We start from the raw sequence: 23,306 nt of genomic DNA, 5'->3' as shown, positions 1-23,306 counted from the left end.
ATAAATCAAAAAATCTAAACCCTCATTTGCCGAGGTTGTTAGAAGCATACATCTATGTTTAATCAAATTGATCTACTATGAAAAAGTTATGGTTAGTTTTGACAATGGCAATGGGGTTTGCCGTGTCAGCACAAGCGCAAAATGCAATAGCAATTGATAACCTGCCGACAAGCGTCAGGGCAGCATTCACTAAAGAGTTTAGTCCTGCGGAAGACATGTCCTGGAGTAGTACAGGATCAAATTACTCCGCCACTTTTACAAAGAACAACAGCCGAAACTACGTGGAGTTCAGCGCAGACGGTAAACTTGTAGAGCATCGCGTTGATCTTAAACAAACTGACCTGCCTGCAACTATTACCTCGCTGATAAGTAAAGAGTATGCGAGCCATACCTTTGAGGAAGCTGAAAAAATCGTGAAAAACGGCGTTACTACTTACGAGATAGAGCTAGAGGGTAAGCCAGATTATGAAATTATTTTTGATGCAAAGGGTACAGTTCTAGAACGTAAAGTAGACTAGCCCTGACTGCGGTTTTGCGCCGGGCTGGAGTTCCGGCGCAAACCATTAAATTACCTTGCTATGAGCTTACGTCCCTACATTCTTTTAAATATTGCTATTTTCTTATTTTCCCTGCTGATCTCCTATGGTTCGAACGCTACCTGGTTTAACTCTCAAACAATAGGGGAGGTTTCTTATAAATACGAGACACTTTTTACTCCAGCAGATTTTACCTTTTCTATTTGGGCAGTAATTTATACCAGTTTAGCTGCTTTCATGATTTATCATACCTGGAGAGCCTTTAAAGGAGAAGAAAATTCGGAGGCAAACCGCGACTTCCGGAAAATCGGATGGTGGTTTTTAATCAACAACTTTGCTTCTGCCGCTTGGGTACTGGCCTGGACAAGAGAGTTGCTGCTGGCGTCGGCTGTATTGATGATCATCCAGTTGATATGTTTGATCTTTATTAATATCGAACTGGGTATTTACGATTTGGCCCGTAATCTTTCGGCAAAAGTTTTTACACAATTTCCTTTTGCCATTTATCTGGCTTGGATCAGCATTGCTACCATAGCAAATCTAAGTTCCGTTATCGGTGCCCTGCCCACTGAGAACTTTATCCTATCAGCTGGCACTTGGACCATTCTCCTTATCTGTTTCGCAGCAATACTTAGCTTATTTATGGTACACGTGCGGAAAAATGTGTTTTTTGGAATAGTAGTCATCTGGGCAATTTACGGCGTTGCATCTAACCTAAGCAAGAGCCCTTCCGCCACCACAAATCACATCATAGACACTGTGCTTGCCTGCATGGTTATTACCTGCGTTTCAGTCATCGTGCAGTTGATGCGGAATTTCCGGAAACAGCGCGAAGCACAGCTTGCAAGACTTTAAGGATTTATATTTAGTTCTTTCCCTGTTAGGAAAAGATAGCCATTTTGCAGGTCGTGCAAAAATTCAACTGGAAACTTGCCTATCATTTTCTCCTCGTCATAGAACTGTTTTTGCCCCAAGCCCGAAAAATAGAAATCCATTCGTTTATTTGAATCCCGCCAAAGCTCTCCATTGTTTTCATCCTGAACGAAGCCAGCTTTTTCCAGCCACTTTTCATTCAATGGGATAGGCATTATCTCATAAAATTTGATTCGGAAATGATATCCCTGTCGGGGGACAAGCATCTCGCCAATAATACTTTCTTTGTGGATCTCCTGAATCAGCAAGAGGCCTTCTTCGTTTTCCCTCGGACTGATCTTTATGAGGTTTCCAGGTCTTAATCGTTTAATATCCATTGGTGTATTTGCTAATAAGTGTACCGGCAATCTATTTCAAACTCTCGAAACTGTATTTTGCGTCGCTCCAAAATTCGTCCAGCGCCAGCATTCTCGGTTTCAGAAACGATATCAGCTTATGCCAATCTTCTTTTCTAAAGATATTAACCTCGAAGATCTTTTTGCTAATGGTGCTGATTGTTTTGCCGTTTTCATCTGAAGTATGCAAAATCCATTCCCATTCCTCATCCATATATCCCTGCAAAATATTCTTCAGCTCAAGGAACTGCTCAAAGAATAGCTCCTGTATCCCAAGGTCTGGATGCGTGATTTCGATTGAGATTGAAGCGCTTCGTTTGTCAGCATCCATTCTAAAGTATACATTCTTTAGCCCGGTTTTATAGTTTAGCCAGTTAACTTTGGCGCCTTCAGCGGATTTATAAGGAGCCAGATAATTTCCCAAAGTAGTCCAAAATTCTCTACGTATCTGTGAAGCTTCTTCCCGGGTATACATCCGACAAAAGTAAAATAATTGTTAGTGCTTATCTGTTTTTGCTTCCGCCGAAACGAAATATCTGTAGTAGATAAGCCCCGTTAGGGTGAGACCGATGCCCAGGAGTGAGGGAATAAAAGCGGTGTATAGGGTGGTGAGCATGAAGGCAATTTGTATGAGCAATACGATGATAAGTGTAACGGGATAGCCCCAGGTTTTATAGGGCCGGCTCACGTCTGGATATTTTTGCCTCAGCACAAAGACAGAGGCAAACGTGAGCACGTTGAAAATTGACGAGGTGAACGAAAAGAAGTCGATGACAGCTTCATAAGCGCTCTCTGCAGTGGTAGAAAAAAGAATAAGCACCGTTCCCCAGATAGCTTGTGCAAATAGCGAATAATTGGGGGTTTTATAGGTAGGATGGATCGTTGCGAGCGATTTGAAAAACAGGCCGTCTCGGGCCATCGCGTACCAGGTACGGCTTTTCACCAGGATTTGCGTATTTACGTTTCCAAAGGTACTGATCATTATTGCCGCTGAAACCAGTATAGCACCAATCGATCCGATTGCGACCTGCATAGAATCTATCGCTACCACTTTTGAATTTGCCATGGCTATCGGTCCCAGCAGATTTACGTAGGCCGTGTTGATCAGCAGGTAGAGTAACATCACAAAGCCAATCCCGAGAAATAGTGAAAGAGGTAGGTTTTTCCTGGCATTTTTTACTTCTTCAGCGACATATGTTGCGCCTTCCCAGCCACTGTATGCAAAGAATCCGTATCTCATGGCTGTGAAGATCGAGATCAGCCCGCCCCAAGTCCAGGGATTATCAACGGGATCTGTAAAGTTTTCCTGCTGTAAACCAGACGAAAAACTGATAGCTACGATGGCTACCAGAACTGAAATTTTAAGAAAGCTGAATAGGTTTTGAAGGACGCCACTCAATTTAATACCGAAAGAGTTCGCACAGGTCAGTAGAAATACCAGGCTGATGGCGGCCAGTGCAACCAGGTATTTTGATGTTTGAGGTGCGATCGCGGAAAGCATCGTCTCGGAAAAAAACAAGGCGACGGCAGCAATAGCGCCAGTTTCTGATACGAAAAACATGGCCCATCCGCGCAAAAAAGTAACTACCGGCGGATAGGCTGCTTTCAGAAATACGTAAGGGCCGCCGGCCCGCGGCATCATCGAGACAAGTTCTGCATAGCAAAGGGCGCCGAGGATAGTGGCAATTCCCCCCAGAATCCATACTCCATAAAAAATGCTTACAGAAGCAGTGATGAGCATAATGGGAGCAGGAGTTCGAAAAATTCCCGAGCCGATGATACGGTTGACAACAATCGAAAGAGTTTCTGTTAGCCCAAGCTTTCTCTCCAGTTCGGTTTTTTCTTCGAAGAAGTGTGTATTGCTCATTCTTCTGGTACAACATAGCCGGAGCATCTATGTTTTTAACCGAAGGCGGAGTGTTTTGCTCGGCTCTCCCAGGGTTAATAACTAAGTAGCATCGCTGACGAAAAACCATCATACAGAGTATCAAAAGTACCCCGTACAACTCGTTTCTAGATATAAGGAGGGTTGTAGTCAAAACCAAGCGGGTAAAAATACGTTGTTCCTTTAACACACGCATGTATACTGTAAAGCTAATACTTGAAATACTGAGCTGCCTGGTGGTGCTTATTTCTGTTATTCCTTTCATCAGGAGCGACTACTGGGCCTTCCGTGTCTTTGAGTATCCTCGGTTTCAAAAGTTCTTATTGAGTATCGCTCTTTTTGCAGGTCTGCTCGTCACCTACAAGTATGATCAGGATAAGGACGTTTTAGTGGTGCTAGGGCTACTTTTCATCAATACTGGCTATCTCACCTCCCAGATCTTGCCATTTACTCAGATAGGTAGTAAACAGGTGTTGAAGGCGCGAAATAAAAAGCCAGAAAATTGTATTACCCTGGTGACGGCCAATGTGTACCAGTATAACAGGAAAGGTCAAGAGTTTATTAAGAATATCAATGCTGCAAATCCGGATGTCATCTTATTATTGGAAACCGACACCTGGTGGGTGGATCAAGCCTCCTGGTTTGAACAAGAGTATAAATACTGCGTAAAGGTGCCGCTAGAGAATACTTACGGGATAGCTTTATATTCCCGGCTCGAACTGGTAAGTCATTCCGTTAATTACCTGGTCCAGGACGACGTCCCCTCCATTGAAGCAATTGTCAGGCTGCCAAATAAACAAAAAGTACAGCTGTTTTGTCTGCACCCTACGCCCCCCGTTCCTGGTGAAAATCCGCGATCTACTGAGCGGGACAAAGAGTTGCTGATAGTTGCGGAACGCGCGAGGAGTTGTACTATTCCTGTAATTGTACTCGGCGATCTTAATGATGTCGCCTGGAGCTATACCACCTCACTGTTCTGTAAGATTAGCGGACTTTTAGACCCTCGGCGGGGAAGAGGTTTTTTCAATACTTTTCATGCCCAGCACCCGGTTCTCCGCTTTCCGCTTGATCATGTTTTTTGTTCTGTACATTTCAAGTTGGTAGAGATAAGCAGATTGCCTTCTTCTGGTTCTGATCACTTTCCGATGTATGTTCAGCTACAGTATGAAGAGCTCGCTAAAATGGAACAGAAAGAGCCTTCGCCTGATATAGATGATCTGGAAGTGGCACAGGAGAAGATTGCAAAGGAAACTGAATAGCGGTGGGCTAAATGCGAACAAAAAAGGCCCGTCTTTTAGACAAGGCCACGCAAAAATCAATGTTTTTACTCCTTTAGGTTAGTCTGAGCTTGTTTTTGTCGATGAGGTAATTATAAACGCTTGAAACAGAATTGTTTCCTGAGAACCTCACAGCACTTTTTAAAGTTTCTTTAGTTACTCCCCATTTGGTTGCCCAATAGTTAACTTCGTCTTCTGCAAACATGCTGATAAGCTCTTTGTCGAATTTGTCGATCAGTTTTGTGTTGTTCATAATGCCAGGGGGATTTTAGAGTATAATCAGAAAGAGACAAAATTGTTTTTAAAAAAATAAAATTCTGGCTCGAGGCTTTGTTTTGAGTCCCTTTAATTGCCCCCAAATTAATTTTTCTATAGTATAAAAATCTAAAGCTTTTGACTATTTTTAGCCCCCAAATAAAATCAAGGCGACGTCCTGAAAAACAACAATCAACGCCGTATTAATATAACTTAAGCTGATAAGGCAGAGGGTCTCGTTATGTGACCAAAAAGTTATGCTACAGAAAAAATAAACTTATTCGAATGAAGATTTTAAAATTTGGAGGAACATCAGTAGGTAGCCCGGAGCGGATGAAGAAATTATTAGACATCATCCGTCCTGAAGAAAAACAAATTGTGGTGTTATCGGCGGTTGCCGGTACTACTAACAGCTTGGTTGAAATCTCACAGGCTTATTTAGACGGCGATAAGCGAAAGGCCAAGCAGCTGACTGATGCTCTGCATGACAAGTATAAAACCTTCGTTCAGGAGCTGTTTTCAACTGAAGAAGGACGCCTTAAGGGGAGCGAACTAATTTCTTATCATTTCACCCTGATAGGTTCAATGGGTACCGAGCTTTTCACCCCTGTAGAGGAGAAAGTTGTGCTGGCACAGGGAGAGCTTCTTTCTACCACGTTATATCATTTTTACCTGAGCGAGATCGGTGTACGTTCTGCTTTATTGCCTGCACTTGACTTCATGAAGATTGATGAGGACAATGAGCCAATGGTTGAGTACATTGGGTCGCACCTGCAGCCGTTGTTAGATCAGAAAGCGGATAACACCTTATTCATTACGCAGGGCTACATTTGCCGAAATTCTTTTGGCGAGATCGATAACCTTCGCCGTGGCGGTAGCGACTACACTGCTTCTCTGATTGGTGCTGCAATTCGGGCAGATGAGGTACAGATCTGGACCGATATTGACGGAATGCATAATAACGATCCCCGGATTGTAAAAGGAACAAGTCCAATTGCCCAACTTTCTTTTGACGAGGCAGCAGAGTTAGCGTATTTTGGAGCGAAGATTCTTCATCCTCAAAGTGTTTTCCCAGCTCAGAAGTATAAAATTCCAGTTCGCTTGTTGAATACCATGGAGCCGACTGCTGCTGGAACCTTAATTACTCACGAAAGTGAAAAAGGAAGGATCAAATCCATTGCTGCGAAGGATGGTATCACGGCTATCAAAATCCAGTCGAGCAGAATGCTGCTTGCCTACGGTTTCCTAAGGAGAGTGTTTGAAGTGTTTGAACGATACAAAACACCAATAGATATGATCACCACGTCGGAGGTGGCTGTTTCAGTAACAATTGACGATACGAAATACCTCGATGAGATCTTAAAGGAGTTGCAGGACTTCGGATCGGTAGAGGTAGATCATGATCAAACTATCGTTTGTGTGGTTGGTGACTTTGCCTACGGAACTCATGGCTTTGCCTCCCGCGTTTTTGAAGCATTGAAACATATTTCAATCCGCATGATCTCATACGGGGGAAGCAATTACAATATCTCTCTGCTCGTTAATACAGCGGATAAAACAGAGGCATTAAGAAGCCTGCACAACCGCCTGTTTTAACCGGCGACGTTGTATGATTGTACATTTTCCTCCCCTTTGGGAGGATTTTTATTTAAATGAGTAATGCTTAAAGAACAAATAAACCGTTTCCAGGCTGAGGAAACGCCCTTTTATTTCTATGACCTGCAGCTGCTGCAGCAAACGCTTGACGTCTGTAAAAATGCGGCGGATAAATACAATTTCCATGTGCATTACGCCATGAAGGCGAATTTTAACCAAAAGGTTTTGGAGCGGATTCAGAAAGTAGGATTCGGGGCTGATTGCGTGAGCGGTAACGAGGTTAAAAAGGCTATTGAAATAGGTTTTGACCCACGAAAGGTTGTATTTGCAGGAGTCGGGAAGTCGGACAGGGAGATCACAGAAGCCCTTCAAAATGATATTTTTTGTTTTAACGTTGAATCTGTTCAGGAGCTGGGTGTTATTAACGGACTTGCTGAAGCACAGGGAAAGATTGCTCAGGTAGCTTTAAGAATTAATCCTAATGTAGATGCTCATACTCACCATAACATCACTACAGGTCTGGAAGAGAATAAGTTTGGTATTAACCATTGGGAACTGCATGATTGTGTTGATGCTCTAAAGAAATTACCCCATGTAGCACTTGTAGGTATTCATTTTCATATTGGGTCTCAAATTACCAATCTTACCGTGTTCAAGAGTCTTTGTGTGAAAGTGAATGAAATCCACTCCTGGTTTGAGGAGCGCGGGTTTAACCTGAAAGTATTGAATGTGGGAGGAGGTTTAGGAGTAGACTATCACAATCCAGATGAAAAGCCGATAGCAGACTTTGAGGAATACTTCCGGATTTTCGACCAGTTTTTAGAGCGTAAACATGGACAAGAAGTTCATTTTGAGCTGGGGCGAGCGTTAGTAGCGCATAGTGGAAGCTTGATCAGCAAGGTCCTCTATGTAAAGAATGGGATCAAAAAACACTTTTTGGTACTGGACGCCGGGATGACGGAATTGATGCGGCCAGCTTTATATCAGGCCTATCACCAGATAGAAAGCCTTTCCCTGGGCCAAGCTCAGGAAGGGAATACAGTAAAATATGACATTGTAGGACCAATTTGTGAGTCGACGGATTGTTTTGGTAAGGAGGTAGAGCTGCCTGAATCAAAACGTGGAGATCTTATTGCGATAAGAACAGCCGGTGCATATGGAGAAGTGATGGCTTCAAAATATAACCTTCGGGCAGAAATTAAGAGCCTTTATTCCGAGTAGATCGGGCCTGGGATAAGTCGTTTAAAAACCCGGCTATTTCTTTTGCACTTAAAAGATAGTCGGGTTTCATTTTTGATAAAGCTTGATCTGGCATATAAGAAACCTCCGCATCTTCCGGATCTTGTATCGCTGTTAAACCTCCATTCGCTTTTACCGATCTTAAACCTTCAGCCCCGTCAGAGTTTGCTCCTGAAAGGAGTAATCCGGCAAGGCCGCTTCTATATACCTCAGCAGCTGTTTGAAATGTGGCATCAAGGCTCGGACGTGAGTAGTGGATTTTTTCCGAATAGTCCAGGGAAAAGGTTTTGTCTTTCTCGATTAACAAGTGGTAATCCGCAGGGGCGAGGTAAATCTTCCCTGGTAAGATTGGTTCTTTTTCGTCAGCTTCTTTAACAGGAAGTGTTGTTTTGCCTCCCAGTAAGTTAGCGAGGGAAGAGTCGTACGAGCTTTTTCTATGCAGAACAATAATGATGCTGAGTTTTAGTTGCCTTGTTAATAGGGGCAAGGTATTCAATATTACATTCAAGCTACCGGCTGATCCGCCGATAACTACTGCCTCAATGCCAGATCCTACACCGTTTTCCGCCATATCTTTTCTTTTCCTCCAACTTGTTTGTATTTAGAAGCTATGCCCGAAAAGCGGATAGTTTCTTTGGAGCCAAGAGCTAAAAAGCCCAAATGATCGAGACTATCGTCAAAAAGTTTGAAGACACGGCTCTGCAAGTCCCGGTCGAAATAAATAAGAACATTTCGGCAGAGAATTAGCTGAAACTCATTAAAAGACCGGTCTGATACAAGGTTGTGCGTGGAGAAAATCATCTTACTATTAAGGGAGGCATCAAACTTCGCATGGTCATAAATCGCTGAGTAATAAGATGAAAAATCGTTTTTTCCCCCTGAAAGGATGTAGTTTTCAGAATATTGCTTCATTTGGCTCAGCGGGAATATACCTTTTCTTGCTTTTTCCAAAACTTCCGGATTGATGTCGGTAGCGTAAAGCAGCGATTTATGAAAAAGGTTTGCTTCCTTCAGGAGAATTGCCATCGAATAAACCTCTTCTCCAGTAGAACAGCCGGCATGCCAAATGCGAATGAAGGGATACGTGCCCAGAGTTGGCAGCACTTCCTCTCGTAACGCCCTATAAAAGTTGGGATCTCGAAACATTTCCGTAACCGGAACGGTGATTTGTTCAATGAACCGCCGGATATAAGTAGGGTCGTTTTTTAATCTGAATCTGAATTCCGCAAAGCTTGGAAACCGATCAAGCGAAAAAAGCCGATTTATTCGCCTTTTTAAAGATGCCTTGGAATAATCAGTAAAATCATACCCATGCCTTTCCAACAGATCTAGTAACAGGATATCAATTTCCTCGTCTTGAACAACTGTGTATTCCACTTTTTATTTTAAATATTTTTCCAATACTACTAATAAAGTATCCAGGTTTATCGGCTTTGACATATAATCAGTAGCGCCGGCATTTAGACATTTTTCTTTGTCTCCCACCATGGCCTGCGCTGTAACAGCTATAACAGGGACGTCCCTGGTACTGCCGTTATTCCTGATATGAGACAGCGCTTCGTAACCATCCATTTCGGGCATCATCATATCCATAAGAATAATGCCAATCTTATCTGATTCTGCCGCTAATATCGATAGCCCCGCCGGAGCAGAGCCGGCACTAACGCAGGTGTAGCCTTTCGACTTCAATACTGCTTTCAGCGCAAATATGTTACGCGGATCATCGTCTATGATCAATACTTGCTTCATTTTTGCTAGAAATGTTTATCGTACAACCAAACCCTTAGTAATGAAATCAGTTGATCTACGTCCACCGGTTTCGAAATGTAGTCTGAAGCTCCCGCCCTAATACATTTTTCTCTGTCTCCAATCATTGCCTTTGCAGTAACAGCAAGGACCGGAAGATTTTTGTATTTAGGATTCTGTCTGATTTTTGAAGTTGTCTCGTAGCCGTCCATTTCCGGCATCATCATGTCCATTAATACAATGTCGACCTCCGGATGTTCGTCCAAAATTCGCAGCGCCTCCTTCCCGTCAGTAGCAGACAGAACATTCATTTTATGTTGCTCGAGTGCTTTGGTGAGGGAAAAGATATTTCTAACATCGTCATCCGCTACCAGTACCGTTTTGTTTTTCAAAACTTCGCTCAAAGCCAGCAAGTTCTTTTTTACTCTATTTGGGGTATCTGGCCCTGACTTTTCCTCAACAAGGTGTAAGAACAACGCCACCTCGTCGAGGATTCGCTGATAGGAGTGAGCGGTTTTCATTACAATGCTATCGGCATATTGCTTTAGGCGGCCTTCTTCAGCTTTTGAAAGGTTTTTCCCTGTGAAGATGATGATCGGAAGGTTTTCCAATCCTTTGTTCTTCTTCACAGCCTCAAGGGTTTCGTAAGCTGCATGATCTGGAATACCCATATCCAAAATCACACAGTCTACCTCCTTTTTCATCAGCGTTTCGACGCCTTCATCTACCGATCCTTTGATCTCTGAAATGACGTTGAAAGAGCTGAGGAAGTAGGAAAGCGCCTGAGCGTGTTTAGGATTTTCCTCAACAATCAGTACCTTTTTTGGATGTCTGTTCAGGGCGTCCTCCAACTTCCTGAACATTTCCTGCATTTGCTCAATCGCTATTGGCTTATTGATGAAGTCAACTGCCCCTTTAATCAAGCTTTCTTTCTTCATTTCCAGTGATGACATCATATGGACAGGAATATGCCTGGTAGCGGTGTTCGATTTGAGCTCTTCCATCACTTCCCATCCGTCTTTAACAGGTAGTTGAATATCGAGAAGAATCGCCCTTGGCTTAAATGTTTTCGCCAGTTCTATCCCATCGTCGCCTCTAACAGCTACCAAACACTTGTAGCCACTTTTGCGCGTAAACTCCATCAGCGCTTTTACGAAGTTCGTGTCATCCTCAATGATGAGGATACTTTTATCTGTTTCCGTAATTTGATCGCGGTCATCAGGAACTTGTTGAGGAACCGTAGGTACTATATGTCTTATCGGTAGTGCGGGCGCTGGAGTAGCCGGGTATTCAACAACCTCCTGCTGCCAGTTCGTTTGGGTGGTGACAGATTCCTGGGAAGGTTTGGCCAGGGGAGCAACCGGAATTGTCACTATAAATTCACTTCCTTCCCCTGCTTTGCTTTTTAAAACGATTTCTCCACCGAGCAACTTGGCCAGTTGGCGACTGATGGAAAGGCCGAGGCCTGTCCCGCCGAACCTTCTTTTGGTCGATCCGTCAGCCTGCTGAAAGGCTTCAAAAATATGTTCCTGTTTTTCTTCAGGTATGCCAATTCCGGTGTCTTTAACGCTGAGTTGTATATAGTCCGGATGTTGGGCCGGGTTGATTCTCAGCTCTACATAACCCTTAGGTGTAAATTTGAGCGCGTTCGAGATGAGGTTCTTGAGGATTTGCTCAAGCCGCATTTTATCAGTGACGATACGCCCGGGGACGTCTGCTATTACATTAATTTTAAATTCGAGATTTTTCTCCCTGGCGATAGGAGCGAACAACGCACGAAGATCATCGGTGACATCCTTAATATAGGTATCAGCAAACTCAAGATCCATTTTACCTGCCTCAATCTTTGACAGGTCCAAGATTTCGTCAATGAGCGTAAGCAGTCCGTTGCCGGAGCTCTGAATCACCTTAGCATACTCAATCTGGTCGTCCGTGAGATTCTCTTCCACGTTCTCTGCCATTAACCGGGAAAGCAAAAGTATTGAGTTAAGAGGAGTACGAAGCTCATGAGACATATTAGCCAGGAATTCTGATTTGTAGCGCGTGCTCTGTTCCAGCTCTTCCGCTTTTTTTTGGATGTCGAGGTTTCTTTCCACGATAAGCTGGTTTTTTTCTTCGAGCATCTTGCTGCGTTCTTCCAACTCCTGGTTTGCCTGCAATAGTTCTTCCTGTTGCACTTTCAGTTCTTCCTCTGAAGCCTGCAGCTTGCTTGATTGCACCTCTAATTCGGTGTTGATGTTTTCCAACTCCGAGTGCTGGGCCTGCAGTTCTTCCGCCTGCGCCTGTGTTTCTTCCAGCAGTTCCTGCACTCGGGCGCGGTTCTTCGCTGTATGTAAGGTGATAGCCAAGGTACGGGAAACTTCCTCCAACAGATCGAGGGTAGAAGGAGGGAATGGCTGGATGGATCCGATTTCAATAATACCTTCAACAGATTGATTTAGAAGTAATGGTACCACATACAGGTGTTGTGGTTTGCTTTCTCCCGAACCTGAACTAATCTTTACAAAATCATCAGGAATTTTTTGAAAGTATTTAATTTGTTGGTGAATAGCTGCTTGTCCTAATAAAGTTTCGCCAGGTGCGATAATGGTAGGAACACGGTGGTTTACCGGAACAGCATATCCTGCCGAGTATTGGAAATTGCCTTCCTGATAAACATAGAAAAGACCAAATTCGGCAGAAAGGAAGTTGACTAACGCATTCAGCGCATCTTTAGCAATTGTTTCTACTGCCTTTTCTCCGATCACGCTTTCGTTTAGTAAGGATACCCCCGACTGGATCCAAATCTTTTCATTACTTTCCCGCGATAACTCCATCAGATCCTCTTTCATCTTTAAAAGCGCGTTGCCCAATACGTCATCGTTGCTTCGTGGAGTTAGGGAAACATTGAAGTTGCCTTGACCAATAGCCGCTGCTGCTTCCGCCAGGTGCAAGTTGTTAACGTCTATAAGTCGGATTGATTTAGAAAGGCTACCAATTGCGTCCTCAGTCTTAACCTCGTGAGTTGTGCCCGTGGCTCCTCTAGCGATTCGCTCTGCATTCTCCTTTAAGCCCAGCAGGATATCTGATATGTTTTTGGTAGTGTAGAAGATAAGAACTATGGTAATTATCAGGATAAATGCAAGGAAAAACAGATACCGATGCAGGCTCTCTTCTTCTTCCTCGGCTACTTGAGCAGTGATCCTTTGCACTTCACCCATCAAGTTGGATTGAATATTAGCTATTTTATCAAGCACAATTCCCGACTTGCGCCACCATTCATTCGGGTCAACCTCGGCGGGAATCTTGCCGGTGCGGCTGATTGCGTCCAGCACCCCATTAAGGTATTTTGCCTCCTCTGAATTCTCTAGTCTCTGGAAGGCCATTGTAGAGGATGCCGGTGATTTCAGTTGATATTCCGCCCAGTAGGAGAGAACCAAAGCATGGTTTCTCTGAATAGCTTCTATATCCAGCTGATTGCTTTGTCTGGTGTAGCTAAACAGGAAAATCTGATTTCTCAACGTTCCAAACTGATTTACGAGCTCCGACATCAGCCGTTGTCCTATTAGCTCATGGCTGACGCGGTCTAAATAGGGAATATTTTCAATGGATACGTTGGTAGAGTTGTTAAACCGAACGAGCAGGTTAGTATAGTAATTGATAACCTGGTGTACACTCAACTGTTTTCGAAGAAATAAGGGACGATTAATGCTAAGCTGGTTTAACAAGGTATAGTTGGCAAAAGAATCAAACCCTTGCCCTAATTCCTTTTTTAGACCCTGAATCAGGGCATCGGTCTTAGCTCGTTGTGTCACTAATTCGGCTTCCGTCGCTTCTTCTAAATAATATCTGAAAGTTGTGCGTCGCTCCTGAATAAGCTCGTTGCCCAGGGCAGAAATGGCCAAATTGGTATGGATAGTTTTTTGTACGCTTTCTACCACTGCCAGCCTTTCAGTTTTTTCTTTCACCAGCGCAAAAGCAAAGTAAATAAGAAAGACAGTTGGAATAAGTCCAATAAGAAACAGCTTTACCGGAAACGGCAACTTATTAAAAACCTTGTTCATGTTAAATTATGATATTGTGGGTAAACTGAAATAGAACTCTGAACCTTTTCCTTCTTCACTTTTCACTCCAAAAGTTCCTTTATGTCTTCTAACGATTTCTGAACAGATATAGAGCCCGATGCCAAGCCCTTGAAAGCGATGTGAGTTCTCTTCTACCCGATAAAATTTCTTGAAAATATCTTCTTGTTTCTCTTTAGGAATGCCTACCCCAAAGTCCTTTACGCTGATTTTTAGTTGATCGGAACTTACTTTAGCGCAAACATGTACCTCGCTGGAGTCAGGAGAGTATTTGATTGCATTGGTAAGGTAGTTGACGAGCACCTGTTCAATCCGGATTTCGTCAGCGAAAACACGTGCGTTTGCTTTTCCTTTTCGGATAATTTTGATCGCAGGATTTGTTTGGCGGATAATATCGACTACGTTTTCCAGAAGCGGCTCAAACTCAAACTCCTTTTTGTTAAATTCCAGTTTGCCGCTTTCTATTTTCGAAATATCCAATAAATCGGCTATGAGGCTATGGAGTTTATCGAGCTGTATCCTGGTGCGCTCTAAGTAATTGGCCGACTCTTCAGATGTTCTTGTCTCGTCTTTTTTAAGTGCTCTTTCCAGTAACTGCATGTATGCCTTGATACTGGTAAGCGGTGTTTTTAATTCGTGGCTGGCAATACTTAAGAATTCATCTTTCTTCTGCTGAACTTGTTTTTGTTCCTCGATATTTGTGAATGTTCCTACCCACCTTACCACTTGATCTCCTTCAGTAATGGGTGATGCCTGTAACAAGTGGTAGTAGTACTTGCCGTCAATCAATTTTTTAAGTCTAACTTCAATATTAAGCGGCTTTCCTGCGGCTACAGCTTCTTCCCACCTCGTTTGAATATAATTTTCTTCTCCGTCAGAAGGAGGGAAGGTATCCTCCTGATCGCTGTACTCAAACCACTGCTGGTTTACAAACTCAAGCTCTCCATTGCCTTTCGCTGTGAATGCTATCTGCGGGATTGTCTCAAGTGTCGAGCGTAACTCTTGTACCCTTTCCCGGAGTTCTGCCTGTGCCTGTTTTCTGAACTCTATCTCTTCACGCAGTGTTTTCTGAATAGCGTTTAATTCGATAGTTTGGGTGGCAAGGCGATGGAAGGTTTTCACCTTTAGTAAAAGAATATCGGGATCTACAGGTTTGGTAATATAATCGATACCGCCAGACGCGTAACCTTTCGTAATAAATTTCACGTCAGTATTAGCCGCAGATAAGAAAATAATAGGAATGTCTTTAGACTTACTGTAACCGGAAATAGCTTCCGCTACTTCAAACCCGTCCATTCCCGGCATTTGAACGTCGAGGATGATAAGGATGTATGAGTTTTTTAGAATTTTTTTTAGTGCCTCTTCCCCTGATAAAGCAGAATCAACCTCAAACTTATTTAACTCTAAAACCTTTTTTAGCGAAAATATATTTTCAGGTTTATCATCAACTATTAGAATCATTCGTAGTGAAAGTGTCTTTAAATGTTCATCACACTGCTACAGCCGCAACAATAGAAATATTGGTAAACAAATTGCCTGAAGCGTTTGTTTTGGCTTTTTCAAGATGAATGTACCTCTTTAATCTAATTTGCAGAGCATCAGTTGAAAAAGTTATGTTTTTCGTTTTGCCTTCTCCCAGGCGGAGCTTTGCTGTTTTCTGAAATAACGATTTATCCCTGCAATAACGGCATAATTCATGACACAAAAGTAATATGGAATAAAAAGGACTTTGATACGAAGCTGCTTTTTCTCAAAAATATATCCTACAAAGGCTAGCCCATAAAATAGTACCTGACCCGCCAACAACAATATATAAAACCAGGTGGTTGTCTTGGCGGCTATCAACACATTTAAAATAAGCACCAATATAAGGAGGAATGGTGTCACGGTCCACCTCAATACCCTATGGCTGATATACTGGAAGCTTAACATGGGATACTTGAAGATGTTGAGCAGGCTTTTTAGCCAAATAATCGACTGGATTCCGCCTGCGGCAATTCTCACTTTCCTTTTCAGCTCTTCTGATACGTCTTCTGAAGCTGTTTCTGTTGCATAAGCTTCTGGTTCGTAAACTATCCGGTAACCTTGCTTTGCAATGAGCATAGAGATCATAAAGTCATCAAGGATGGCGTCTTTACTTACTGGCTTATACAGGTTTCTCCGTACACTAAACAATTCGCCGGCAGCACCTACTACCGAGTAAAGCTCAGAATCCCACTTTTTCAGAGTCGATTCATATTTCCAATAGAAGCCTTCACCTGCTGCGCTTGCGTCCGCCTGTTCATCGGCCAATACTCGTTTTTCTCCGGCTACTGCTCCTACTTTTTCATCTGCATAATGACGGCAAATATTGATTAGTGCATCCTTGTTAAGGAAGGTATTTGCATCAGTAAACACAATTACATCGGAGGTGATTTCGTTCACAGCCCGGTGTACTGCAGCAATTTTTCCATTTCGTTCCGGCTTGTGCATCAGGCGGATCTGGGGATATTCTGAAATTATATCAGGAGTTTTATCATTTGATCCGTCCGTCACAAAAAGGAGCTCCAGTTTCGAGGGCGGATAGTTTAGAGCCAACGTGTTAGCAATCTTCTCGCGAATAAAGCCCTCTTCGTTGTATGCTGCAACTACTAATGTGCAGGAGGGAAGCTGCTCTTCATCGACTGTAGGAGGCACTCGTCTGCCTTTGAAAATCCTCCTGAGTTTCACCAGGGCAAACAGGAAGATTCCGTATCCAAGGAACGTATAGAAAATAATGAATATAGAAAGCCAGAAAATAACTTGCATTAGATTTTATTTAACGGATAACCGAGGTCTGTACTGTTCTTAGAGTGTCTTAAATTCCACCAAATGGCCTTTAATAATTGCGGTGCCAGGTCTGTTCTGCCTTCTTTGAAGTAATTCAAGAGGTTTCTTGGGGTAACAAGGGCGCAAAAATGGAAATAAAAGATTAGCCTGGAAATAGCAGGTGCGTTTCTTCTGATAAAAAGGATGCGGTTTCTGTTCATGAAGAACTCTTTCAACGGACTCTTTTTACCTACTGATATCGACTCTTTGTGATAGATCAAGGCTTTGGGTTCTACCCAAACCTCGTAACCCGCACGCTTCACGCGCTCACACCAGTCCATTTCCTCATAGTACAAAAAGAAGTGCTCCGCCATCAGTCCAGCCTTAGCAATCGCCTGCTGGCGGACCATCACCGCTGCTCCGTGAATAAAGCCGGTAGGGCCGGTTTTATCGTCGTATTGCCCTTTGTCTTTCTCAAATTCACCTATACATGCGTTTCGCGCAGTATTGAAGTTCATCGATGTGAACCCTGCATATTGAAGCGTGTCGGGCTGTTGATGGAAGCGAATCTTCGGAGAGACCATACCTACTTGTTGGTTCTGATCCAGAATGCGAACCAATGCTTCAATTAAACCTGCTGTGAACTCGGTATCGTTGTTAACCAGGAACAAATAATCTCCTTTTGCTGCTTTAATTGCTAAATTATTTCCACCAGCAAAACCTAAGTTCTCTTCTGACCGTATAAAACGGACGTCGGGATACTTTTGATTCCATTCGGGAACGGAATTGGTTTTACTTCCATTGTCCACAACCAGGATTTCAATATCAGGATAAGTGTTGGTTGAAAAAATAGATTGAAGAAGTTCTTCTGTGACTTTTGGCTGATTGTAATTGACTGTGATTACAGAAACTTTTTTCATTTATCTGAAAAGAAAAATTCTTTTACGCTCATTTAAACCGGGAAGATACAATAAATTACGAAAGCGGCATTGGAAAAAAGAAAGAGCTTAACTGAACAGATAGACAGATTTCGGGAACTCGGTAACTCGTCGGAAGCTATAGATAAAAAATTAGATGAGTTAATTTTTTTGCTTGAAAGTAGCGATCTAGATAGCGATGCCGTATCCCAACTACAAGACAAGTTCAACGAAGCTGTAGAGCAGACGAAAATATCTTCTGATAGTTTAAAACTGTTTCGTAAACTTGACAACCCAGAAGCATCGAGGTTGGAGTTGGTGGATAATCTTGAAAATTTGCTTTCTCACTACAAGCTGGACAGTGAAGTGTCTAAGCGATTTATCCTGGTAGATAAAGTAATCAGGTTAGTGAAGGTGCTTGCCGGCTTAGTGATGATAGCCTTGGGGTTTGCCATGATTGTAATGCCTGCTACACCTGCATTCGAAATGTACACGATTGTATATCTTACAGCAGAAGATGGAGTTACTTTAATGGATTTAATAGCCCTTTTAATTGTTTTTGCAGGTGTATATTTATTTGTAACCTCGGTAAGTAAAGTCGGCAAGTCCGAATAGTATGTCTAGTTCACAGAAGAAAATATTGTTGGTTGACGACGACCGGTTAACATTGCAGCTTTTTTGCAGGGCACTGAGCGATCAGGGTTTTCATTGTTTCCCGGCAAGTTCGGCCCAGGAAGCGCTTATTATACTTAAAAGCGAGCTGCCCGATATTATTCTTTCTGATTATCACATGCCGATTTTCGACGGCTTCATGTTCAGGAGGCGTATCTTAAACGATAAGCGTCTGAAGAACATTCCCTTTGTATTTCTTACTTCATTTACTAATACCGAGTTGATGCAGCGCGGACTGGAGATGGAAGCTGTGGATTATATCGACAAGGAAACACCGGTGAACGTGGTGGTTTCGAAGTTGAACAACATTTTACATACCATTCGCAAACAGCACGAAAAATCGATTTATGAAATCCGGGTAGCTGCGGAGGCTTTAAATTTGCGATCTGTACCAGCACAACCACCACAAGTTTCCGAGTACTATATAAACTTTCTGTATCAAAGCTTTGAAAACTATCCCGGAGGAGATTTTATCGATTTTATCGAAATTGAAGATAAATACACCTTTGTTATTCTGGGAGATGTAATGGGAAAAAAATGGGGTGCATGGTTCTTCTCCTTCAATTTCCTTAGTTACATCCGATCTGCGGTCCGCCTTTGTGTATTTGACGGAGATTTTTCTACAGCCAGCATTCTCCAGAAGATCAATAAGGTTATTTTGATGGATCCGGTGTTGGGCGATGTCCTCTCCACGCTCTCTCTTCTTATGTTAGAGCATACTACCGGTAAAGTGCATTATTCAGGTGCTGGCGACCTTCCCATTATATGGTATAAAGCTAAAGATCAAAGCTGCGAGCAGTTGTCGTCGGATGGTTTGTTGCTTGGCGTCCGGCAAGATGGCGGCTATGATGAGCGCATCATTAAACTGGAATCTGGAGACCAGTTGATAATGGTTTCGGATGGAATGATTGACTTTGAAGAGGAGGGGAGCAAGAAAACAGACTATGAGCTTTTCTTTGAAAAAATGCGGAATAAGCTAGGTCAACACACCTCGTTCACGCAAATAAAAAATGAAACTTTTTCTACCGAAAAGAGTAAAGAGTTAATTGATGATTGCAGCTTAATTTTTATAGAAAAAAATTAATCAGATATGATGATAGAAACACACCAGCGTAGCAACTACACAGAAGCTAAGCTTTTAATTAAAGAGGCTAACCTTGATGTTGCAGAGCAATTTAAATCTGAAATCCAGCATCTGGTAGACCGTGGGCATACACACATTATTGTGAATTTTGAGAATGTAGCTTATGTTGATAGCTCGTTCCTCGGAGCTTTGGTGTCGGTACTAAAGTACTGCATGTCAAAAAAAGGAGACATCGCCGTTGCGGGACTGAACAAAGATATCAGCAACCTTTTCAACCTTATCAGGATGAATAAAGTGTTCAAAGTCTTTAATTCCTTACCCGATGCTTTTGCATAAAAATACGCTTATTGTGAGTGAGGATATAAGGAAGGAGTTTCTTTTTAACAACCAAACAGCCAGTATGGGAAGCTTGTTAAATGAGATGACGGCCTTTCTTAAGATTCACCTTCCCTCGGAGGCCTATGACGACAAGATAAGTAGTTGTAAGCAGATAATTATTGAACTTCTTACCAACGCTGTAAAACACTCGGAGGCAGAAAATACGACCGTCAGTGTTGCTATTGGTAATAACCGGATTGAAATCAGTAAGTCAGATACCGGAAGGAAGTTTTACCTGGCTCACTATTCGGGAATCCCACCTCTAAATTTGCCTTTCCGTAAAGAATATGTAGGGGGCAGGATTAAAATCTACGAAGACGATATTTCTCATCTTTATTCGATTATTCATAATGAGAACCGAATTGTGTTTGAACTGCTGGAATATCCGATAGAAGATGTTAACGTCGAAACCAATCTGTTGGAACACTATGGCTTGCTGATTTTGACCAAGCTCTCCAATGAATTCTTCTACACCTTCGATCCGGTTACCGGTTCTAACATCTTTACCACTGTTGTTCACTTAAGCTAAATTAGCTCTCTCCCTTTTTTGTTACCTTCTTAGGTTGTTTCTTTTTCTACTTTCCGATAGTTTAGGGCTTTCCTTTGCTCTAAATGAATAAGCTATTTATCTCCTTTCTATTCTTTTTAAGCCAATTTTCTTTAGTGTTTTCCCAGAAAACATTAAGCGTCGTTAATTCTATCGACTTTTCCCGGACCGGTTACCAGGGCGGGGATAGGCTTCCTTTTGTTCCGGCGGTAATACAAGTTCGGCCTCAAGGGGGTGATGACACGCGGCTCTTACAAGCTGCAATTGATGAATTGAGCAAGCGGGAGTTGCAAGCGGATGGCTTCCGCGGTGCCTTATTATTGGGACCGGGGATCTTTAGAGTGTCGGGTCAACTACGACTGGATTCAAGCGGAATTGTTATCCGAGGCAATGGCGAGCAGGCTACAACTATTGTTGCTTCCGGTATTGACAGGAGGGGCTTGATACGGGTAGGTGCAAACCGCCAAATCGCGAAAGGACTTCCTATAGCGGTAGAAGGACAAGTTGCCGCAGGGGCAATGCACCTGGCGTTAAAAAGTGTAGACAATTTAAAAGTTGGAGATCGGGTGGTGATATCACGTCCAAGCACTAAAGAGTGGATATCTTCACTGGGAATGGACACCCTGAAGGGAACTTTCGCAGATCTTCGCTTTCGGTGGACTCCGGGCTCGAGAGATCTGAACTGGTATAGGACCATTACCGGCATAACCCGTGATAATCGAACCATTACGCTCGACGCTCCTATAACCTCCACCCTTGATCCTGTCTTCGGCGGCGCATCTGTTGCAAAAGTGAGCGATACGGCTTTCGTGAAAAATATTGGTATTGAGAACCTGGTGTTCGAGAGTGATTTCGATAGGTTAAATAGTGCGGACGAGGAACATTCCTGGTTCGCAGTTCTGATCGATAATGTACAGGATGCCTGGGTGAGAGATGTAAGAGCGCGGTATTTTGTTTCCTCGTTAGTGAAAGTGGGACAGACAGGAAGCCGGATAACCGTTGAACGATGTGTCAGTCAGCAGCCGGTAGCAGAAGTAGGAGGGTACAGACGATTGAGTTTTTGGGTTGAAGGACAGCAGGTGTTGGTGAAGGATTGCACTGCAGAGGATGCAGTAAACGCTTTTGCTGCTGGTTTTTGTTCGGCTGGTCCTAACGTGTTTTTCAATTGTAGGGCCATCAATGCCAAAGGAGCGAGTGGATCTTATGAAAGCTGGGCTTCCGGTGTTCTTTATGAGAATGTGAAGATAGAAGGCGCTCCACTTATCATCGGCTATAACACAGCAAGGACTCAGGCAGGGGGATGGACAGCTGCAAACTCCTTGCTGTGGAATTGTGAAGCATCAGGTTTGGAAGCCCTCGGACCACAAGAAGCTGCAAACCATCTGATGAAATCGAGGAAAGGATTGTACTCCCGTTTATTGCAGGCGAGGCTGGGAAAAAAGGCGGCAGAGGAGATTCTTAAGTCAATCAAACCAGTTTATACCCGAGCGGAGGTGCCTGTTTTTCACCGTGCGACCGACGCCTCAGCAGACACTGCTCTCACTATGCAGAAGCTGGATATTGTGAATGGTCGGTTTGTTGTGGGTGGAAAAGCAGTTTGGGGGGGATCTGTAAATGATGCGTGGTGGCTGGGGCATAGCACCGAAAGCAATGCTCTTGATGCAGGCCGCAGTATTTCTCGTTATGTTCCCGGCAAGGAAGGCCCCGGAATGACAGAAAATCTCTCCGAATTGGCAAAACAAGTGAAGACGCAGGGAACTCCGTTTTTCCAGAGTGGGCCCGCCATCTGGTACGATCGCCGGCGGGATGATCATACGATAATAAAACGAAAGAATGCTGATGTCTGGGCAGCTTTCTACGAGTTGCCATGGGCAAGGAGCGGCACAGGACTTGCCTGGGATGGCCTAAGCAAGTACGACCTGACTCGTTATAACCCCTGGTACTTCAATCGCACACGCGACTTCTCCAAATTGGCCGATCAGCACGGTATCGTGCTCTACCACCACTTGTACAATAATCATAACCTTCTTGAGACCGCCTCCCATTGGGCCGATTTCCCTTGGAGACCTGCCAATAATATTAATACAACTGGCCTGCCAGAACCTCCTCCCCTGGAACCTCGTGAGCGTATTCACGTCGCTAATCAATTTTATGATGTAAATAATCCCGACTTGCGTAAGCTTCACCATGCATACATCACCCACGTATTAGATCAACTTGGATCGGCAGAGAATATTATTTTCGGTCTTAGCTTTCAGTATTCGGGTCCTCTTGCCTTCCAGCAATTTTTTCAACGCACTGTGGCGGAGTGGGAACGCAAAAACGGGAGGAAAGTACGTTTGGTGATTGATACCGGAAAAGACATTACTGATTCTATTTTGGCAGATCCGGAGCTGTCCAAACAAATTGCCGTCATAGACATGCGTTACTGGCACTATCTCCCCGACGGAACGCTTTGGGCTCCCAAAGCCGGTCGGAATCTAGCTTTTCGAGAAATGCACCCGCGGGAATTTGGTGATCCTACAACGCCTCAGCAAATTTACAGGCAGGTAAGGGAATATCGCGATAGGTTCCCTGATAAGGCAGTTGTGGTGTGGCATGCTGGTGCCGGTCAGGTAGCAGCTTTGATGGCTGGCACTGCCCAGGTGTTAACTCAAAATCCAACAGCTGGTCATGGTCAAGGCCGTGTACTGGACGTCACTGATCTGGATAAGTTTGTGCAGAAATATCTGCCAGACGACCTGATGAACATGCTGCCAGTCGATAACCTGTTTAAAGCTGACGAAACTAATTGGTGCCTGTCGGATAAGGGGCGCAATTCTATTTTGATCTATTCCTTAGAAGGCCCATCCATTTCCTTCAATATGCACCAGGGAACAGAAAGCTATAAGGCTATTTGGTTTAATCCCGTAACGGGAGCCCTCCTTGAAGTTGCCGAGGGGATCAGTATGGAAACAAGTATTAAAAAACCAGGGCTGGAAGCTTGGATCTTACTACTTAAGCGCTTCTAGATAGCGATTTAGCGAACCGGTTGGCAAGAACTCGTTGTAACTAAACT

Annotated in this window: 21 protein-coding genes; 10 read left to right on the top strand and 11 right to left on the bottom strand. The window is 43.4% G+C overall.

The window, feature by feature from the left end:
* The first annotated feature begins 77 nt into the window (after positions 1-77).
* The gene (locus tag J4N23_RS03335) at positions 78-518 is read left to right on the top strand and encodes a PepSY-like domain-containing protein (protein WP_207425580.1); all 441 of its coding nucleotides are present in this window, start codon (positions 78-80) and stop codon (positions 516-518) included.
* A gap of 60 nt (positions 519-578) precedes the next feature.
* A complete protein-coding gene (locus tag J4N23_RS03330; protein ID WP_207425579.1) occupies positions 579-1,391 on the top strand; it encodes a hypothetical protein in 813 nt (270 codons plus the stop codon).
* Here J4N23_RS03330 and J4N23_RS03325 read toward each other — a convergent pair.
* The 3 genes from J4N23_RS03325 to J4N23_RS03315 are packed head-to-tail and all read right to left on the bottom strand — an operon-like array spanning position 1,388 to position 3,671.
* Complete coding sequence (locus tag J4N23_RS03325) at positions 1,388-1,786, bottom strand: hypothetical protein (RefSeq protein ID WP_207425578.1); 399 nt, start codon at positions 1,784-1,786, stop codon at positions 1,388-1,390. The genes J4N23_RS03330 and J4N23_RS03325 overlap by 4 nt on opposite strands.
* Positions 1,787-1,817: 31 nt before the next feature.
* Complete coding sequence (locus J4N23_RS03320; protein WP_207425577.1) at positions 1,818-2,279, bottom strand: DUF4268 domain-containing protein; 462 nt, start codon at positions 2,277-2,279, stop codon at positions 1,818-1,820.
* A gap of 21 nt (positions 2,280-2,300) precedes the next feature.
* Positions 2,301-3,671, bottom strand: a complete 1,371-nt coding sequence (locus J4N23_RS03315; protein WP_207425576.1) for an APC family permease — start codon at positions 3,669-3,671, stop codon at positions 2,301-2,303.
* A 212-nt stretch (positions 3,672-3,883) separates the two neighbouring features.
* Between J4N23_RS03315 and J4N23_RS03310 the strand changes: the two genes are divergently transcribed.
* A complete protein-coding gene (locus J4N23_RS03310; RefSeq protein ID WP_207425575.1) occupies positions 3,884-4,948 on the top strand; it encodes an endonuclease/exonuclease/phosphatase family protein in 1,065 nt (354 codons plus the stop codon).
* Between the two features lie 73 nt (positions 4,949-5,021).
* Here the strand turns inward: J4N23_RS03310 and J4N23_RS03305 are convergent, their stop codons facing one another.
* Positions 5,022-5,219, bottom strand: coding sequence for a DUF3606 domain-containing protein (locus J4N23_RS03305; RefSeq protein ID WP_207425574.1), 198 nt, complete (start codon positions 5,217-5,219; stop codon positions 5,022-5,024).
* Between the two features lie 287 nt (positions 5,220-5,506).
* Here J4N23_RS03305 and J4N23_RS03300 point away from each other — a divergent pair, with 287 nt between their 5' ends.
* Together J4N23_RS03300 and lysA are read left to right on the top strand one after the other, a co-directional pair.
* Positions 5,507-6,817 (top strand): aspartate kinase, encoded by a 1,311-nt coding sequence (locus tag J4N23_RS03300; RefSeq protein WP_207425573.1) that lies wholly within the window; start codon positions 5,507-5,509, stop codon positions 6,815-6,817.
* A 63-nt stretch (positions 6,818-6,880) separates the two neighbouring features.
* Complete coding sequence (gene lysA / locus J4N23_RS03295; protein WP_207425572.1) at positions 6,881-8,038, top strand: diaminopimelate decarboxylase; 1,158 nt, start codon at positions 6,881-6,883, stop codon at positions 8,036-8,038.
* Here lysA and J4N23_RS03290 read toward each other — a convergent pair.
* The 7 genes from J4N23_RS03290 to J4N23_RS03260 form a co-directional block, all read right to left on the bottom strand.
* Entirely contained in the window at positions 8,016-8,627 is a 612-nt protein-coding gene (locus J4N23_RS03290; protein WP_207425571.1) for a chemotaxis protein CheB, read from the bottom strand. The genes lysA and J4N23_RS03290 overlap by 23 nt on opposite strands.
* Positions 8,609-9,433 (bottom strand): protein-glutamate O-methyltransferase CheR, encoded by an 825-nt coding sequence (locus tag J4N23_RS03285; RefSeq protein ID WP_207425570.1) that lies wholly within the window; start codon positions 9,431-9,433, stop codon positions 8,609-8,611. The genes J4N23_RS03290 and J4N23_RS03285 overlap by 19 nt, the downstream gene beginning before the upstream one ends.
* Before the next feature lie 3 nt (positions 9,434-9,436).
* Positions 9,437-9,805, bottom strand: a complete 369-nt coding sequence (locus tag J4N23_RS03280) for a response regulator (protein ID WP_207425569.1) — start codon at positions 9,803-9,805, stop codon at positions 9,437-9,439.
* 5 nt (positions 9,806-9,810) lie between these two features.
* Complete coding sequence (locus J4N23_RS03275; RefSeq protein ID WP_207425568.1) at positions 9,811-13,845, bottom strand: response regulator; 4,035 nt, start codon at positions 13,843-13,845, stop codon at positions 9,811-9,813.
* A 6-nt stretch (positions 13,846-13,851) separates the two neighbouring features.
* Positions 13,852-15,324, bottom strand: coding sequence for a hybrid sensor histidine kinase/response regulator (locus J4N23_RS03270; RefSeq protein ID WP_207425567.1), 1,473 nt, complete (start codon positions 15,322-15,324; stop codon positions 13,852-13,854).
* A 150-nt stretch (positions 15,325-15,474) separates the two neighbouring features.
* A complete protein-coding gene (locus tag J4N23_RS03265; protein ID WP_207425566.1) occupies positions 15,475-16,650 on the bottom strand; it encodes a glycosyltransferase family 2 protein in 1,176 nt (391 codons plus the stop codon).
* Complete coding sequence (locus tag J4N23_RS03260) at positions 16,650-17,570, bottom strand: glycosyltransferase family 2 protein (RefSeq protein WP_207425565.1); 921 nt, start codon at positions 17,568-17,570, stop codon at positions 16,650-16,652. The genes J4N23_RS03265 and J4N23_RS03260 overlap by 1 nt, the downstream gene beginning before the upstream one ends.
* A gap of 69 nt (positions 17,571-17,639) precedes the next feature.
* On the opposite strand from J4N23_RS03260, the gene J4N23_RS03255 reads away from it, so the two are divergent.
* From J4N23_RS03255 to J4N23_RS03235, 5 genes are all read left to right on the top strand, one after another.
* Entirely contained in the window at positions 17,640-18,182 is a 543-nt protein-coding gene (locus J4N23_RS03255; RefSeq protein WP_207425564.1) for a hypothetical protein, read from the top strand.
* Position 18,183: 1 nt separating this feature from the next.
* Positions 18,184-19,323, top strand: a complete 1,140-nt coding sequence (locus J4N23_RS03250) for a fused response regulator/phosphatase (RefSeq protein WP_207425563.1) — start codon at positions 18,184-18,186, stop codon at positions 19,321-19,323.
* 6 nt (positions 19,324-19,329) lie between these two features.
* Entirely contained in the window at positions 19,330-19,659 is a 330-nt protein-coding gene (locus J4N23_RS03245; RefSeq protein ID WP_207425562.1) for an STAS domain-containing protein, read from the top strand.
* A complete protein-coding gene (locus tag J4N23_RS03240; RefSeq protein ID WP_207425561.1) occupies positions 19,646-20,230 on the top strand; it encodes an ATP-binding protein in 585 nt (194 codons plus the stop codon). Before J4N23_RS03245 ends, J4N23_RS03240 begins: the two co-directional genes overlap by 14 nt.
* A gap of 83 nt (positions 20,231-20,313) precedes the next feature.
* Positions 20,314-23,259 (top strand): DUF6298 domain-containing protein, encoded by a 2,946-nt coding sequence (locus J4N23_RS03235; RefSeq protein ID WP_207425560.1) that lies wholly within the window; start codon positions 20,314-20,316, stop codon positions 23,257-23,259.
* The last annotated feature ends 47 nt before the right edge of the window (positions 23,260-23,306 follow it).

It is taken from the genome of Pedobacter sp. SYSU D00535 (assembly GCF_017355855.1).
Lineage (GTDB): Bacteria > Bacteroidota > Bacteroidia > Sphingobacteriales > Sphingobacteriaceae > Desertivirga.
The sequence above is the reverse complement of the archived record's forward strand: the minus strand, read 5'-3'. Positions and strand labels throughout refer to the sequence as shown.

What these genes read in the sequence shown, in the direction of transcription:
- J4N23_RS03335 (WP_207425580.1), top strand. Translation starts at nt 78, where the DNA reads ATGAAAAAGTTATGGTTAGTTTTGACAATGGCAATGGGGTTTGCCGTG.
- J4N23_RS03330 (WP_207425579.1), top strand. Translation starts at nt 579, where the DNA reads ATGAGCTTACGTCCCTACATTCTTTTAAATATTGCTATTTTCTTATTT.
- J4N23_RS03325 (WP_207425578.1), bottom strand. Translation starts at nt 1,786, where the DNA reads ATGGATATTAAACGATTAAGACCTGGAAACCTCATAAAGATCAGTCCG.
- J4N23_RS03320 (WP_207425577.1), bottom strand. Translation starts at nt 2,279, where the DNA reads ATGTATACCCGGGAAGAAGCTTCACAGATACGTAGAGAATTTTGGACT.
- J4N23_RS03315 (WP_207425576.1), bottom strand. Translation starts at nt 3,671, where the DNA reads ATGAGCAATACACACTTCTTCGAAGAAAAAACCGAACTGGAGAGAAAG.
- J4N23_RS03310 (WP_207425575.1), top strand. Translation starts at nt 3,884, where the DNA reads ATGTATACTGTAAAGCTAATACTTGAAATACTGAGCTGCCTGGTGGTG.
- J4N23_RS03305 (WP_207425574.1), bottom strand. Translation starts at nt 5,219, where the DNA reads ATGAACAACACAAAACTGATCGACAAATTCGACAAAGAGCTTATCAGC.
- J4N23_RS03300 (WP_207425573.1), top strand. Translation starts at nt 5,507, where the DNA reads ATGAAGATTTTAAAATTTGGAGGAACATCAGTAGGTAGCCCGGAGCGG.
- lysA (WP_207425572.1), top strand. Translation starts at nt 6,881, where the DNA reads ATGCTTAAAGAACAAATAAACCGTTTCCAGGCTGAGGAAACGCCCTTT.
- J4N23_RS03290 (WP_207425571.1), bottom strand. Translation starts at nt 8,627, where the DNA reads ATGGCGGAAAACGGTGTAGGATCTGGCATTGAGGCAGTAGTTATCGGC.
- J4N23_RS03280 (WP_207425569.1), bottom strand. Translation starts at nt 9,805, where the DNA reads ATGAAGCAAGTATTGATCATAGACGATGATCCGCGTAACATATTTGCG.
- J4N23_RS03275 (WP_207425568.1), bottom strand. Translation starts at nt 13,845, where the DNA reads ATGAACAAGGTTTTTAATAAGTTGCCGTTTCCGGTAAAGCTGTTTCTT.
- J4N23_RS03270 (WP_207425567.1), bottom strand. Translation starts at nt 15,324, where the DNA reads ATGATTCTAATAGTTGATGATAAACCTGAAAATATATTTTCGCTAAAA.
- J4N23_RS03265 (WP_207425566.1), bottom strand. Translation starts at nt 16,650, where the DNA reads ATGCAAGTTATTTTCTGGCTTTCTATATTCATTATTTTCTATACGTTC.
- J4N23_RS03260 (WP_207425565.1), bottom strand. Translation starts at nt 17,570, where the DNA reads ATGAAAAAAGTTTCTGTAATCACAGTCAATTACAATCAGCCAAAAGTC.
- J4N23_RS03250 (WP_207425563.1), top strand. Translation starts at nt 18,184, where the DNA reads ATGTCTAGTTCACAGAAGAAAATATTGTTGGTTGACGACGACCGGTTA.
- J4N23_RS03245 (WP_207425562.1), top strand. Translation starts at nt 19,330, where the DNA reads ATGATGATAGAAACACACCAGCGTAGCAACTACACAGAAGCTAAGCTT.
- J4N23_RS03240 (WP_207425561.1), top strand. Translation starts at nt 19,646, where the DNA reads ATGCTTTTGCATAAAAATACGCTTATTGTGAGTGAGGATATAAGGAAG.
- J4N23_RS03235 (WP_207425560.1), top strand. Translation starts at nt 20,314, where the DNA reads ATGAATAAGCTATTTATCTCCTTTCTATTCTTTTTAAGCCAATTTTCT.